At 60.6% G+C, this 14,535-nt stretch carries 15 protein-coding genes; 14 read left to right on the top strand and 1 reads right to left on the bottom strand.

The window, feature by feature from the left end; all coding sequences use genetic code 11:
- Window positions 1–52 precede the first annotated feature (52 nt).
- The 6 genes from tilS to ispD all read left to right on the top strand — a co-directional run bounded on the left by tilS (window position 53) and on the right by ispD (window position 6,506).
- Window positions 53–1,369 carry a tRNA lysidine(34) synthetase TilS gene (tilS, locus tag ACOCLD_RS08685; protein WP_422911598.1) on the top strand — a complete coding sequence of 439 codons (1,317 nt, stop codon included), beginning with the start codon at window positions 53–55 and terminating at the stop codon, window positions 1,367–1,369.
- A 167-nt stretch (window positions 1,370–1,536) separates the two neighbouring features.
- Entirely contained in the window at window positions 1,537–3,168 is a 1,632-nt protein-coding gene (locus ACOCLD_RS08690) for a CTP synthase (protein WP_422911599.1), read from the top strand.
- Between the two features lie 3 nt (window positions 3,169–3,171).
- Complete coding sequence (gene kdsA / locus ACOCLD_RS08695; protein WP_257777965.1) at window positions 3,172–4,017, top strand: 3-deoxy-8-phosphooctulonate synthase; 846 nt, start codon at window positions 3,172–3,174, stop codon at window positions 4,015–4,017.
- A gap of 145 nt (window positions 4,018–4,162) precedes the next feature.
- Window positions 4,163–5,452 (top strand): phosphopyruvate hydratase, encoded by a 1,290-nt coding sequence (gene eno / locus ACOCLD_RS08700; protein WP_422911600.1) that lies wholly within the window; start codon window positions 4,163–4,165, stop codon window positions 5,450–5,452.
- A gap of 65 nt (window positions 5,453–5,517) precedes the next feature.
- Window positions 5,518–5,799, top strand: coding sequence for a cell division protein FtsB (ftsB, locus tag ACOCLD_RS08705; protein WP_090248365.1), 282 nt, complete (start codon window positions 5,518–5,520; stop codon window positions 5,797–5,799).
- On the top strand, window positions 5,796–6,506 hold the full coding sequence (gene ispD, locus ACOCLD_RS08710) for a 2-C-methyl-D-erythritol 4-phosphate cytidylyltransferase (protein ID WP_422911601.1): 711 nt from the start codon (window positions 5,796–5,798) through the stop codon (window positions 6,504–6,506). Before ftsB ends, ispD begins: the two co-directional genes overlap by 4 nt.
- 52 nt (window positions 6,507–6,558) lie before the next feature.
- Here the strand turns inward: ispD and ACOCLD_RS08715 are convergent, their stop codons facing one another.
- Entirely contained in the window at window positions 6,559–7,446 is an 888-nt protein-coding gene (locus tag ACOCLD_RS08715; RefSeq protein WP_257777968.1) for a LysR substrate-binding domain-containing protein, read from the bottom strand.
- A 123-nt stretch (window positions 7,447–7,569) separates the two neighbouring features.
- Here ACOCLD_RS08715 and ACOCLD_RS08720 point away from each other — a divergent pair, with 123 nt between their 5' ends.
- The 8 genes from ACOCLD_RS08720 to ACOCLD_RS08755 all read left to right on the top strand — a co-directional run bounded on the left by ACOCLD_RS08720 (window position 7,570) and on the right by ACOCLD_RS08755 (window position 14,476).
- Window positions 7,570–8,682, top strand: coding sequence for an S-(hydroxymethyl)glutathione dehydrogenase/class III alcohol dehydrogenase (locus ACOCLD_RS08720; RefSeq protein WP_422911602.1), 1,113 nt, complete (start codon window positions 7,570–7,572; stop codon window positions 8,680–8,682).
- 40 nt (window positions 8,683–8,722) lie between these two features.
- Window positions 8,723–9,568: an S-formylglutathione hydrolase gene (gene fghA / locus ACOCLD_RS08725; protein WP_422911603.1), complete on the top strand. Its 846-nt coding sequence runs from the start codon at window positions 8,723–8,725 to the stop codon at window positions 9,566–9,568.
- Window positions 9,569–9,657: 89 nt separating this feature from the next.
- Window positions 9,658–10,131, top strand: coding sequence for a 2-C-methyl-D-erythritol 2,4-cyclodiphosphate synthase (gene ispF / locus ACOCLD_RS08730; protein WP_422911604.1), 474 nt, complete (start codon window positions 9,658–9,660; stop codon window positions 10,129–10,131).
- Window positions 10,128–11,186 (top strand): tRNA pseudouridine(13) synthase TruD, encoded by a 1,059-nt coding sequence (gene truD, locus ACOCLD_RS08735; RefSeq protein ID WP_422911605.1) that lies wholly within the window; start codon window positions 10,128–10,130, stop codon window positions 11,184–11,186. The genes ispF and truD overlap by 4 nt, the downstream gene beginning before the upstream one ends.
- The gene (gene surE, locus ACOCLD_RS08740) at window positions 11,174–11,923 is read left to right on the top strand and encodes a 5'/3'-nucleotidase SurE (RefSeq protein ID WP_090383334.1); all 750 of its coding nucleotides are present in this window, start codon (window positions 11,174–11,176) and stop codon (window positions 11,921–11,923) included. The genes truD and surE overlap by 13 nt, the downstream gene beginning before the upstream one ends.
- Before the next feature lie 41 nt (window positions 11,924–11,964).
- Window positions 11,965–12,600 (top strand): protein-L-isoaspartate(D-aspartate) O-methyltransferase, encoded by a 636-nt coding sequence (locus ACOCLD_RS08745; protein WP_257778258.1) that lies wholly within the window; start codon window positions 11,965–11,967, stop codon window positions 12,598–12,600.
- Between the two features lie 23 nt (window positions 12,601–12,623).
- Window positions 12,624–13,562, top strand: a complete 939-nt coding sequence (locus ACOCLD_RS08750) for a DUF368 domain-containing protein (protein ID WP_422911606.1) — start codon at window positions 12,624–12,626, stop codon at window positions 13,560–13,562.
- Between the two features lie 56 nt (window positions 13,563–13,618).
- Window positions 13,619–14,476, top strand: a complete 858-nt coding sequence (locus tag ACOCLD_RS08755; protein WP_422911607.1) for a peptidoglycan DD-metalloendopeptidase family protein — start codon at window positions 13,619–13,621, stop codon at window positions 14,474–14,476.
- Window positions 14,477–14,535 lie beyond the last annotated feature (59 nt).

The following is a 14,535-nucleotide window of genomic DNA, read 5'->3' on the forward strand; positions in this document are numbered from 1 at the left end:
GCGTAGCGCATACAACGGGCCTTCGGGCCCGTTGTTGTTTTAAGCTTGGCCAATGAACGCTCTGCATACCCGTCTATACGAAGCTTTACAGCCTTGGAGGAATGCTCCGGGCTGGTGTGTGGCGCTGTCCGGCGGGCTGGATTCCACGGTTCTGTTGCACCTGCTGGCCAGTCTCACGCAGCGAGAGACGTTGCCGCCTCTTTCCGCTATTCATATTCATCACGGCATGCAGGCTGTGGCTGATACCTGGCCGGCGCATTGTCGTGAGCTTTGCGCCGCCTTGTCTGTGCCGTTGCAGGTTGAATATGTGCAGGTGGCGCCTGGCGCCAGTCTTGAGCGTGCTGCGCGCGATGCCCGCTATGCGGCCTTTATGGCCCGTCTCGGCACAGGCGAATTGCTGCTGACCGCGCAGCATCGCGATGATCAGGCGGAAACTCTGCTGTTTCGTCTGCTGCGCGGCGCGGGTGTGCAGGGCTTGGCGGGTATGCCGGTCAGTCGCGCGCTGGGGGCAGGGTATTTGCTGCGGCCCTTGCTGGGCTGCTCGCGCGCCGAGCTGCTGGCCTATGCGCAGGCTCACGGGCTGGTCTGGGTCGATGATCCGTCGAATGCCGATGAACGGTTTTCGCGTAACTACTTACGGCGTCAGGTAATGCCTGCGCTGCTCCGTCGCTGGCCACATGCCTCAGCCACTATGGCTCGTAGTGCCGCTCACTTGAGTGAGGCAGCGCAGCTGCTTGATGAATTGGCGCAGCAGGATTTAGCTGCCGCGCAGATGCCAGCGGAGTTTTCATGGCTGTCGTTACCCAGCCTGGCATTACCTACGCTGCGCGATCTGAGTGAACCTCGTCAGCGCAATGCTCTGCGTTACTGGTTGAGGCCGCTGACGGTGATGCCTGATAGCGAGCATTGGGCCGGTTGGCGGGCGTTTCGTGATGCTGCGTCGGATGCTGCGCCAATCTGGAGGCTGACGGCGGGGGAGCTGCGCCGCAGTGATGACCGTCTGTGGTGGTTGGCGGGTGATTGGCTGCGCGAACCAGCATCACTCAGTGCTGTGGTTCAAGGCAATCAGCAGCTGGCATTGCCCGCTAATGGTCGTGTGCGGATTAACGGTCAGCTGCCGGCGGGCAATTGGCAGTTGGGCTATCGTCAGGCCGGCGAGCAGATATTGTTACCTGGGCGCGGACGCCGCGACCTCAAACGCCTATTTAATGAGCTGCGCGTGCCGGCCTTTGTCCGCGACCGTCTGCCACTGCTGCGCCTGGATAACCAGGTGGTGGCAATTGCTAATCTGCCAGGTTTGCAGGGCGCCGCCGATGGCAGCTGGCAATTGCATTGGCTACCGCCGACCAATGATCAAGGTTTGAGCTGATAAGCCCTTTCCGGTAGACTACGCTCCCGTCTTACTAGAGCTTTTGTCGACTCCCCTGGGAATCGGCAAGGCGAGCTAATTGCGGCGTATCGTGATTGGCAGCTTCGGTATTCCTTCGCTTTCCCCGGCGGCACTGACCGCTTAAACGCAGACTTCTAGGGTTTTTCATGACGCGCTACATATTCGTCACGGGTGGTGTTGTTTCTTCATTGGGGAAAGGCATCGCCTCGGCTTCATTGGCGGCTATCCTGGAGGCGCGGGGCCTGAAGGTCACCATGCTCAAGCTGGATCCCTATATCAACGTCGATCCGGGCACCATGAGCCCGTTCCAGCACGGTGAGGTGTTCGTCACCCATGACGGCGCTGAGACCGACCTCGACCTGGGCCACTATGAGCGGTTTATCCGCACCACCATGACCCAGAACAACAACTTCACCACCGGCCGCGTCTACGAAGACGTGCTGCGCCGCGAGCGCCGTGGTGATTACCTGGGCGCGACCATTCAGGTCATCCCGCACATCACCGACGAAATCAAGCGCCGCATCATCAAGGGTGCTGGCGATGCCGACGTGGCCATGGTCGAAATCGGCGGCACCGTGGGCGACATCGAGTCGCAACCGTTCCTCGAAGCCATCCGCCAGCTGCGTGTGGAAGTAGGCGCCAAGCGCGCCATGCTGATGCACCTGACCCTGGTGCCATACATCGCCACCGCTGGCGAAACCAAGACCAAACCGACTCAGCACTCGGTGAAAGAGCTGCGCTCCATCGGCCTGCAGCCGGACGTGCTGATCTGCCGCTCTGACCATCCGGTGGATGTGTCCTCGCGCCGCAAGATCGCCCTGTTCACCAACGTCGAAGAGCGTGCGGTGATCAGCCTGGAAGATGTCGACACCATCTACAAGATTCCGGGTGTGCTGCATGCCCAAGGACTGGATGACTTCGTTGTCGAGCGCTTCGGTCTGGAATGTGGTGGTGCCGATCTGTCCGAGTGGGACCGCGTGGTGGATGCCAAGCTGAACCCGGAAAAAGAAGTCAATATCGCCATGGTCGGCAAGTACATGGAGCTGCTGGACGCCTACAAGTCGCTGATCGAAGCGATGAGCCATGCCGGCATCCAGAACCGCACCAAGGTCAACCTGCGTTATATCGACTCCGAAGACATCGAGAACAAAGGCACCAGCCTGCTTGAAGGTGTCGATGCCATTCTGGTTCCGGGCGGATTCGGCCTGCGCGGTGTGGAAGGCAAGATCAAGACCGTGCAGTACGCCCGTGAGAACAAGATTCCCTACCTGGGTATCTGCCTTGGCATGCAGGTCGCTGTCATCGAGTTCGCCCGCAATGTGCTGGGTTGGACGGATGCCAACTCCACTGAGTTCGATACATCCAGCCAACATCCAGTCGTTGGCTTGATCACTGAATGGCAGGACGCGACCGGTGAAGTCGAAACGCGCAGCGACTCTTCTGATCTGGGTGGCACCATGCGTCTTGGCGCACAGGATTGCCAGCTGCAGGCCGGTTCGCAAGTACATGCCTGCTACGGCAAGCATGTGATCGTCGAGCGCCATCGTCATCGCTATGAAGTGAACAACAACCTGCTGCCGCAATTGATCGATGCCGGCCTCAAGGTCACCGGTCGCTCGGGCGACGGCGCGCTGGTTGAAGTGGTTGAAGCGCCCGATCATCCGTGGTTCGTCGCTTGCCAGTTCCACCCGGAGTTCACTTCGACGCCGCGTGATGGCCACCCGCTGTTCAGTGGTTTCGTCAATGCCGCCCTGGCCCAGCAAGCGAAGAAGGCCTAAGGCATGACCCAGAAGATCATCAAGGTCGGCAACATCGAGATCGCCAACGACAAGCCTTTTGTGCTGTTTGGCGGGATCAACGTCATTGAGTCCCGCGACCTGGCCATGCGTGCGTGCGAAGAGTACGTGCGGGTTACCGAAAAACTCGGTATCCCCTACGTGTTCAAGGCCAGTTTCGACAAGGCCAATCGTTCGTCCATCACCTCCTTCCGTGGCCCTGGCCTGGATGAGGGCATGAAGGTTTTCGAGGAAGTGAAGAAGACCTTCGGCGTGCCGGTGATTACCGATGTGCATGAGCCTGAGCAAGCCGCACCAGTGGCGGCGGTCTGCGACATTATCCAGTTGCCGGCGTTTCTCTCGCGGCAGACCGATCTGGTCGTGGCCATGGCCAAGACGGGTGCGGTGATCAATATCAAGAAGGCCCAGTTCCTCGCGCCCCAGGAGATGAAGCACATCCTGACCAAGTGCGAAGAGGCCGGTAATGATCAACTGATTCTCTGCGAGCGCGGTTCCAGCTTCGGCTACAACAACCTGGTAGTGGACATGCTCGGCTTCGGCATCATGAAGCAGATGAACTACCCGGTGTTTTTCGACGTGACCCACGCCCTGCAAATGCCAGGCGGTCGCGCCGACTCCGCGGGTGGTCGCCGTGCTCAGGTTACCGACCTGGCCAAAGCGGGTATGAGCCAAGGCCTGGCTGGTCTGTTCCTGGAGGCCCATCCGGACCCAGACAATGCCAAGTGCGACGGCCCTTGCGCCTTGCGCCTGGACAAACTGGAGCCGTTCCTCACCCAGCTCAAGCAGCTGGATGATTTGATCAAGAGTTTTGCGCCGATTGAGACTGCCTGAAACGGCAAATCTCCGGTAAAGTGCCATTTGTATACAATCTGACTAAATAGTCAGTACATATTGTGCGCTGGAGTCACTGCCAGTGCGCAATGAGTGTGCAACTCGGTACTACCCTTTTCGTCAATTTTTTGGAGTGCTACACGCAATGGCAAAGATCGTCGACATCAAAGGCCGTGAGGTTCTCGATTCCCGTGGTAACCCGACTGTGGAAGCCGATGTAATTCTCGACGGCGGCATCATCGGCAGCGCCTGTGCGCCGTCCGGTGCCTCCACCGGTTCGCGCGAAGCGCTGGAACTGCGTGATGGCGACAAGAGCCGTTACCTGGGCAAGGGTGTGCTGAAGGCCGTGGCCAACATCAATGGCCCGATTCGCGACCTGCTGCTGGGCAAAGATGCTGCCGATCAGCAAGCGCTTGACCAGGCGATGATTGCCCTCGATGGCACTGAAAACAAAGCCACCCTGGGCGCCAACGCCATCCTCGCTGTATCCCTGGCTGCGGCCAAGGCTGCTGCGCAGGCCAAGGGCGTACCGCTGTATGCACACATTGCCGACCTGAACGGCACGTCTGGCGTTTATTCGATGCCGGTGCCGATGATGAACATCATCAACGGCGGCGAGCACGCTGATAACAACGTCGATATTCAGGAGTTCATGGTTCAGCCGGTTGGCGCCAAGACCTTCGCCGACGCATTGCGCATGGGCACCGAGATTTTCCACCACCTCAAGGCTGTGCTGAAGGCCCGTGGTCTGAGCACCTCCGTGGGTGACGAAGGTGGCTTCGCGCCGAACCTGGCGTCCAACGAAGATGCGCTGGCCGCAATCGCCGAAGCCGTGGCCAATGCCGGCTACAAACTGGGTGATGACGTGACCCTGGCACTGGACTGCGCTTCCAGCGAGTTCTTCAAGGACGGTCAGTACGACCTGGCTGGCGAAGGCAAGGTGTTCAGTGCCGAAGGTTTCGCCGACTACCTGGCGGGTCTGACCCAGCGTTACCCGATCATCTCCATCGAAGACGGTATGGATGAGTCCGATTGGGCTGGCTGGAAAGTGCTGACCGACAAGATCGGTGAGAAGGTGCAGCTGGTGGGTGACGACCTGTTCGTCACCAACACCAAGATCCTCAAGCGTGGTATCGACGAGTCGATCGGCAACTCGATCCTGATCAAGTTCAACCAGATCGGCACCCTGACTGAAACCCTGCAAGCCATCCAGATGGCCAAGGCTGCCGGTTACACCGCCGTGATTTCGCACCGTTCGGGTGAAACCGAAGACAGCACCATTGCTGATCTGGCGGTCGGTACTGCTGCTGGCCAGATCAAGACCGGCTCGCTGTGCCGCTCGGACCGCGTGTCCAAGTACAACCAACTGCTGCGTATCGAAGAGCAGCTGGCGGGTAAGGCGCCGTACAAAGGCCGCGCCGAGTTCCGTGGTTGAACCCAGGCATGGTAAAAGAGGGGCGGCGCGAGTCGCCCCTTTTTCGTTCGGAAGCTTTTTACGCTATGCGCAATAACTTTTACTGGGTATTTATCGTGCTGATTGCCGTGTTGGCAGGCCTGCAGTATCGCCTGTGGGTCGGCGATGGCAGCCTGGCGCAGGTGGCCCAGTTGCAGCAGCAGATCGCCGATCAACAGGGCGAAAACCAGCAGCTGCAAGAGCGCAATCGGATTCTTGAAGCCGAAGTGCTGGAGCTAAAAAGCGGGATGGAAACCGTCGAAGAGCGTGCGCGCCATGAGCTGGGCATGCTTAAAGAGGGCGAAACCCTCTATCAGTTGGCTGAATGAATACGTCCGTATTCCCCCCTTTCTGGGCGTTGATCCCTGCTGCCGGTATTGGCAGCCGGATGCGCGCCGACCGGCCCAAGCAGTACCTGCAACTGGCCGGCAAAAGCATTATCGAACACACCCTGGCGTGCTTTCTCGAGCATCCACAGCTGCGTGCGGTGGTGGTCAGTCTGGCGGCGGATGATCCCTACTGGCCGACCCTGAGTTGTGCCCATGATCCGCGCATCCATCGTGCCGATGGTGGTGCCGAGCGCGCTGATTCGGTGCTTAGCGGCCTGCTGCGCCTCACTGAACTGGGTGCTCAAGAGCAGGATTGGGTGCTGGTGCACGATGCGGCGCGGCCCAACCTGGCGCGCAGCGATCTTGACTTGCTGCTCAGCGAACTGGCCGATGACCCGGTCGGCGGCCTGTTGGCCGTGCCGGCGCGCGATACGCTCAAGCGTGCTGGTGCTGATGGCCGGGTGCAGGCTACGGTGGATCGCTCAACCATCTGGCAGGCTTTTACCCCGCAGATGTTCCGCCTTGGCGAGTTGCAGCGTGCCTTGGCTGATGCCTTGATTGCCGGTGTGGCGATTACCGATGAGGCCTCCGCTATCGAGTGGTCCGGACAGGCACCGCGCCTGATCGAGGGACGTGCGGATAACCTGAAAGTCACTCGCCCGGAAGACTTGCGCAGTCTGGCCAGTCTTTGGCACCTCAAGAGCTAAGAGCCTGTTTTTAACGCAGCAGGGCCGACGCGTAGCAGATCGTAAACAGGTTCTAGCGATACTCGCTGCGCTGAGCCAACCCCTGCTTAAGAAACTCCACCAGCTGGCGTACCTTGGGCGACAGGTGACGTTGCTGTGGATACAGCGCCCACACCGCAGTATCCGGCGGTTGTTGGTTATCCAGTAATGAGACCAGTGCGCCGCTGCGCAAATGTTCCAGCACGTAATAGTCTGGCAATTGGCACAGACCCAGGCCGCGCAGCGCGGCTTCCAGCACTGCCTGGCCGCTGTTGCAGCGCCAGTTGCCCTGCACCCGCAGGCTGGAATCGCGGCCGCTGGCCTGAAAACTCCAGAGATCCGAACTGCCAATCAGGCAGTTGTGCCGTGCCAGTTCCGACAGCGAATGCGGCCTGCCATAACGTTGCAGGTACGCCGGTGCAGCGCACAGGTACATCTGCCGTGGCGCTAGGCGTGTGGCCACCAGGCGCGAGTCCTGCAAGCGACCGAGGCGGATGGCCAGGTCGAGGCCTTCATGCAGCAGATCCAGCGTGCGATTGCTCAGCTCGATGTCCACCCGCAGCTGCGGGTGCAGCACCATAAAGTCGGTGACCAGCGGCACGATAAAACGCTCGCCATAGGCCACGGCGCAGGTCATGCGCAGCAGGCCCTTGGGCTCACTGCCTAAGTCTCCAACGGCGCGCAGCGCTTCCTCGCGAGCATCCTGCAGGCGCTGACAGTGCTGTAAGAATGTCTGCCCGGCCTCGGTCAGCGCCACACGGCGGGTGCTGCGGTAGAACAGGCGGGTTTGCAGGCGCTCCTCCAGTCGCGCGATCTGCCGGCTGACCTGGGAGGATGACAGGCTCAGGCGTTCGGCGGCAGCGGTGAACTGGCCGCATTCAGCGACCGCGACAAATTCATCAAGGCCTTCCCAGCGGTTCATGCGGATGTCCTGTTGCGAATTAATTGTCCCTGTATAGCAAGAATGTTTTGTTTTTTGTTCGATTATCTATTTGCATCACTGATCTACACTCTGCGCCACCGTCGAATCCGCTGGAGAGCGATCATGATCAAGTCCCGTGCTGCCGTAGCCTTTGCCCCCAATCAGCCGCTGCAAATCGTCGAGGTCGACGTAGCGCCGCCCAAGGCCGGTGAAGTGCTGGTGCGCATTGTCGCCACCGGCGTGTGCCACACCGACGCTTACACCCTGTCGGGCGAAGACTCCGAAGGGGTGTTTCCGGCGATTCTCGGCCATGAAGGTGGCGGCATCGTCGAGGCGATCGGTGAGGGCGTGACCTCGGTCAAGGTGGGTGACCACGTGATTCCGCTGTACACCGCCGAATGCCGCGCCTGCAAATTCTGCAAATCCGGCAAAACCAACCTGTGCAGCTCGGTACGCGCCACCCAGGGCAAGGGCCTGATGCCAGACGGCACCAGCCGCTTCAGCTACAACGGCGAGCCGATTTACCACTACATGGGCTGTTCGACGTTCTCCGAATACACCGTGCTGCCAGAAGTCTCACTGGCGGTGATCCCCAAGGAAGCGCCGCTGGAGAAGGTCTGCCTGCTTGGTTGTGGCGTGACCACCGGCATCGGTGCCGTGCTCAACACCGCCAAGGTGGAAGAGGGCGCTACCGTGGCGATCTTCGGCCTCGGCGGCATCGGCCTGGCGGCGATTATCGGCGCGAAGATGGCCAAGGCCTCGCGCATCATCGCCATCGATATCAACCCGGCCAAGTTCGAGGTGGCCCGTGAGCTGGGTGCGACTGATTTCGTTAACCCCAAGGATTTCGCCAAACCAATTCAGGAGGTCGTCGTCGAGATGACCGACGGCGGCGTGGACTACTCCTTCGAGTGCGTCGGTAATGTGCAACTGATGCGCGCGGCGCTGGAGTGCGCGCACAAGGGCTGGGGTGAGTCGGTGATTATCGGTGTGGCCGGTGCCGGCCAGGAAATCAGTACCCGTCCGTTCCAGCTGGTGACCGGCCGCGTCTGGCGCGGTTCAGCGTTCGGCGGGGTCAAGGGCCGTACCGAGCTGCCGAGCTATGTGGAAAAGGCGCAGAAGGGCGAAATCCCGCTGGACACCTTTATCACCCACAACATGCCGCTGGACGACATCAACAAGGCCTTCGATCTGATGCATGAAGGCAAGAGCATCCGCACGGTTATCCACTTCTGATCACGCTGGGCGGCTGTGATGGCCGCCCACTGGAGGCCTTATGACCTTGGAAAATATTTCCTGCCAGAAGAGTGCCGGCGGTTGGCACAAGCGTTACCGCCACCGCTCGGCGGTGCTGGGCTGCGACATGGTGTTTGCCGTGTATCTGCCACCGCAGGCTGAGCAGGGCGGCACATTGCCGGTGCTGTACTGGTTGAGCGGGCTGACCTGCACCGATGAAAACTTTATGCAGAAGGCCGGCGCGCACAAGCTGGCGGCCGAGCTGGGGTTGATCATCGTTGCGCCGGATACCAGCCCACGTGGTCCCGATGTGCCGGATGATCCGGACAAGGCCTGGGATTTCGGTCTGGGCGCGGGCTTTTATCTGAACGCCACCCAGGAGCCCTGGGCGCGGCATTACCGCATGTACGACTATGTGGTGCAGGAGCTGCCGGCGCTGATCGAGGCGAACTTCCCGGTATCCGATAAGCGCGGTATCAGCGGCCACTCCATGGGCGGGCACGGTGCGCTGGTCTGCGCGTTGCGTAATCCGGGGCGCTATCAGTCGTTGTCGGCCTTTGCGCCGATCAGCAACCCGAGCAACTGTCCCTGGGGCGAGAAGGCGTTCTCCCGTTACCTGGGTGAGGACCGCTCGCGCTGGCGCGAATGGGACGCCTGCGCCTTACTCAGCGATGCCACGGAAAAGCTGCCGATTCTGGTCGATCAGGGTGATCGTGATGACTTCCTGGAAAACCAGCTCAAGCCGGATGCGCTCAAGGCCGCGGCGCAGGCCGCAGGTCATCCGCTGACTCTGCGTCTGCAGCCGGGCTACGACCACAGCTACTACTTTATCGCCAGCTTTATCGATGACCACCTGCGTCATCACGCCAAGGCGTTGTTGGGCTGAACCGCTACTGACCGACGGCCAGCTAGCCGGGTTGATCCTGTAGCTTTCAGTTAGAATCACGCCCTGACTTTTTCAGGGCGTTGTTTCTTATGCGTATTGGCCACGGCTACGATGTGCACCGCTTCGGTGAGGGCGACTTCATCACCCTGGGCGGCGTGCTGATTCCCCATAAATTCGGCCTGCTGGCTCACTCCGATGGTGACGTGTTGCTGCATGCCCTGAGTGATGCCCTGCTCGGCGCGGCGGCGCTGGGCGATATCGGCAAACACTTCCCTGACACCGATCCGACCTTCAAGGGCGCCGACAGCCGTGTGCTGCTGCGCCATGTGCTCGGTCTGGTGCATGCCAAGGGCTGGCAAGTCGGTAATGTCGACGCCACCATCGTCGCCCAGGCGCCAAAGATGGCCCCGCATATCGAGACCATGCGTGCGCGAATTGCCGAGGATTTGCAGGTGAGCCTGGATCAGGTCAACGTCAAGGCCACCACCACCGAGAAACTCGGCTTTACCGGGCGTGAAGAAGGCATTGCCGTGCATGCTGTCGCGCTGTTGGTCGCTCGATGAACGAGCTCGAGTTGCTGGGCCCGCGCGCCTATGGCGAACCTTGCGGTACGGCGGTACTCAAGGCCGTGGCGGAGGATTTTCAGGTCGATGAAGTGCTGGATATTCCCCTGGCCGGCGAGGGTGAGCACCTTTGGCTGTGGGTGGAAAAGCGCGAGCTGAACACCGAGGAAGCGGCCAAGCGTATTGCCCGCGCGGCTGGCGTGCCGTTGAAGTTGATCAGCTACGCCGGGCTCAAGGATCGTCAGGCGCTGACCCGTCAGTGGTTCAGCCTGCATCTGCCGGGCAAACTCGATCCCAACCTGAGTGCCGCCGAAGATGCCAGTCTGAGCATCCTCAAGCAGGTGCGGCATACCCGCAAACTGCAGCGCGGCGCTCACGCGGCTAATGGTTTTACTCTGCGCCTGACCCAACTGGCTGCGGATCGTGAGGTGCTGGATCAGCGCCTGACGCAAATCGTTGCCCAGGGCATTCCCAACTATTACGGCTTGCAGCGTTTCGGCCATGAAGGCGGCAATGTCGCTCATGCCCGGCACTTTGCGGCGAACAAGAGCCTGCCGGAGAAGCGCAATGTGCGTTCGCGGGTGCTCTCGGCAGCACGCAGTTATCTGTTCAATCAGGTGCTGGCCGAGCGGGTCGCCGCCGGTACCTGGAATCAGGCGCTGCAGGGGGATCTGCTGGCTTTTACCGACAGCCGCAGCTTTTTTGCGGCCGGCGAGGCGGAGTGCAGCGATCCACGCCTGGCGATTCTCGATCTGCATCCAACAGGCCCGTTGTGGGGCGCAGGCGTCTCTGGCGCTGCGGGTATCGCGCAAGCGCTGGAGCAGGATCTGGCCGCACGCGAAAGCGTCTTGGTCGACTGGTTGGCAGAAGCAGACATGACGCACGAACGGCGTATCCTGCGCCTCCCCATTGGCGGCCTGTCGTGGCATTATCCCGAGCCTGACATTCTGCAACTGGAATTCGTCCTGCCGGCTGGATGCTTCGCCACCGTCTTGGTGCGTGAGCTCGTCGATCTGTTGCCTGCAGGGCAGACGGACAACCCATGCGTATTCTGATTTCCAATGATGACGGCGTTGCTGCGCCAGGCCTGGCGGCGCTGCATGCGGCGCTGGCCGACTATGCCGAGTGCACGGTGATTGCCCCCGATCAGGACAAGAGCGGCGCGAGCAGCTCGCTGACCCTCGATCGCCCGCTGCACCCGACCACGCTGCCCAATGGCTATATTAGCCTTAACGGTACGCCGACCGATTGCGTGCACCTGGGCCTCAACGGCCTGCTGCCGCAGGTCGCGGATCTGGTGGTGTCCGGCATCAACCTGGGCGCCAACCTGGGCGACGACGTGCTGTATTCCGGCACCGTGGCGGCGGCTTTGGAAGGGCGCTTTCTGGCGCGTCCGGCGTTTGCCTTCTCCTTGCTTTCGCGCCTGCCGGACAATCTGCCAACCGCGGCCTATTTCGCCCGCAAGTTGGTCGAGGCGCATGAGCAGCTCGATCTGCCGCCGCGCACCGTACTCAATGTGAATATCCCCAATCTGCCGCTGGAGCATATCCGTGGCATCCAGCTGACCCGCCTGGGCCACCGCGCCCGTGCTGCGGCGCCGGTCAAAGTGGTCAATCCGCGCGGCAAGGAAGGCTATTGGATCTCGGTAGCCGGTGATGCCGAAGATGGTGGCCCTGGTACGGATTTTCATGCAGTGATGCAGGGTTATGTCTCGGTCACGCCGCTGCAGTTGGACCGAACCTTTGCTGATGGCTTCAACAGCCTGCAGCCCTGGTTGGAGGGGCTGCTGTGATCCGCCGGGAACAGGACGAGCTGCACCATCGCGGCATCGGCATGACCTCGCAGCGTACCCGCGAGCGGCTGATTCAGCGGCTGTACGAGGAAGGGCTGTCCAACGCCCATGTGCTGGAAACCATTCGCCGCACGCCGCGTCATCTGTTTGTTGATGAGGCCCTGGCCCATCGCGCCTACGAAGACACCGCCCTGCCTATCGGCAACAACCAGACCATCTCGCAGCCCTATATGGTCGCGCGCATGAGCGAGCTACTGCTGGCGGCAGGTCCCTTGGACAAGGTGCTGGAGATCGGCACCGGCTCGGGCTATCAGACCGCGATTCTGGCGCAGCTGGTTGAACGGGTATTCAGCGTCGAGCGCATCCAGAGCCTGCAAGACAAGGCCAAGGAGCGCCTGACTCAGCTCAATTTGCGCAATGTGGTATTCCGCTGGGGCGATGGCTGGGAAGGCTGGAATGCCCTGGGCCCATACAACGGCATCATCGTCACTGCTGCGGCGGCCAATGTGCCGCAGGCCCTGCTCGATCAGCTGGCTCCGGGCGGGCGCCTGGTGATTCCGGTTGGTGCAGGCGATGTGCAGGAACTGCTGCTTATCGTCCGTGAAGAAGACGGCTTCTCCCGGCATGTGCTGGATGCCGTGCGCTTCGTGCCCCTGCTCAATGGGCCTTTGGCCTGATTCGATTGTTTACGGATGAACCGATGAAGAAGTATTTCCTGCTTTACGCCAAAGGCATTGCTATGGGCGCTGCTGACGTAGTGCCCGGCGTATCCGGCGGCACTGTGGCATTTATTAGCGGAATTTATGACGAGCTGCTGCGCTCAATTGCCAGCGTGCCGGTGGCCTTGGGCATGCTGCTGCGCGGGCGTGTTGTCGAAGCCTGGAAAGCCGCCAATGCAACCTTTTTGCTGGTGCTGCTGCTGGGTGTCATGACCAGCGTGCTCAGCCTGGCGCGGCTGATCACCTACCTGCTGGTCGAGCAGCCGATTCCGGTGTGGTCGTTCTTCTTCGGTCTGATTCTGGTTTCCACACATTTGGTGGTTCGCGAAATTCAGCGCTGGAACTGGACGCGAGTTGTCAGCCTGATTCTAGGGGCTGCGTTCGCCTACTGGATTACCGTGGCGTCACCTTTGCAGCTGGGGCATGACCCGCTGAGTCTGTTCTTTGTCGGTGCCATTGCCATTTGCGCGATGATTCTTCCGGGCATTTCCGGCAGCTTTATCCTGGTGCTGCTGGGGCTTTATAGCTTTGTGCTGACCGCAGTGAAGGGCTTGGATATTACTGTGCTGCTGATTTTTGCCAGCGGTTGCCTGGTGGGCATTGTCAGTTTCGCCGGAATTTTGCGCTGGCTGCTGGCGCGCTGGCGTGACCTGACCCTGGCGTTTCTCACTGGGCTGATGGTCGGCTCGCTGAACAAGATCTGGCCCTGGAAGGAAACCCTGACCTGGCGCACTGATCGTCATGGTGAACAGGTGCCGCTGTTGCAAGCCAATCTCTGGCCTCAACAATTCGCTGAAATCAGCGGTCATGACCCGCAGTTGCTGCTGGCCGTTGCCCTGGCGATTGCAGGCATTCTGCTGGTGCTAGGTCTGGAGTGGCTGGCCGGGCGTAATCCGCAAAGCGCTGGTGATAACCGATAATTGCGGCACAATGCACGCCAGTTAGATGTAAGCAGTTTTGCCCGAGGGGGATGCAGGTGAGTTCCACAGCCATTCAATTGCCGATTCGCGCCAGCAGTGCTCGTACCCTGTTGAGTGGCCTTGTTCTCGGTGCGTTGCTCAGTGCCTGTGCAAGCCCGCCGCCAGGTGGCGTCAAGGTGGTTGACCGTACTCAGAATGGCGCTACTCAGACACCGCAGCGCCAGCCGGTCAGCAGTGGCCAGTATCAGGTGCAGCGTGGCGATACGCTGTACTCGATTGCATTCCGTTATGGTTGGGATTGGAAAGCGCTGGCGGCACGCAATGGCATTGCACCGCCTTACCTGATCCGGGTTGGCCAAATCATCCGCTTTGATGGGCAGCCCGCCAGTCGCCCGCCTGTAGTTGCGACGGCTCCTGTGGTTAGCACGCCGCCGCCCGGTCGCCCGAGTACACCCATTCAAACCAAACCCGTGCAGACCCAACCGCCGGTGCCGGTTAAAACTACTCCGAGCGTCACCGCGTTACCGCCGACGCAGCGCTCTGCATCGGGTTGGTTGTGGCCTTCCAATGGGCCGGTTATTGGGCGTTTTTCCTCAAACGGCAGTTTGAATAAAGGCATTGATATCGGCGGAGAATTGGGCCAGCCTGTTTTAGCTGCGTCTGATGGTTCAGTGGTCTACGCCGGGAGTGGTTTACGGGGCTACGGCGAATTAGTGATCATCAAACATAGCGATACCTACGTAAGCGCCTACGGTCACAACCGCAGGCTGTTGGTGCAGGAGGGGCAACAGGTCAAAGCCGGGCAGAAAATTGCCGAGATGGGTTCCACAGGAACCGACCGGGTGAAGTTGCATTTTGAAGTGCGCCGCCAAGGTAAACCTGTAGACCCGCTGCAATACCTGCCGCGACGTTGATCTAGCGCTAGCCTGTCTCCACCACGTGGGAGGGACAGGCTTTGGTGTAACCAGGGACT

It is taken from the genome of Pseudomonas cimarronensis, from assembly GCF_049331905.1.
Classification (GTDB): Bacteria; Pseudomonadota; Gammaproteobacteria; order Pseudomonadales; family Pseudomonadaceae; genus Aquipseudomonas.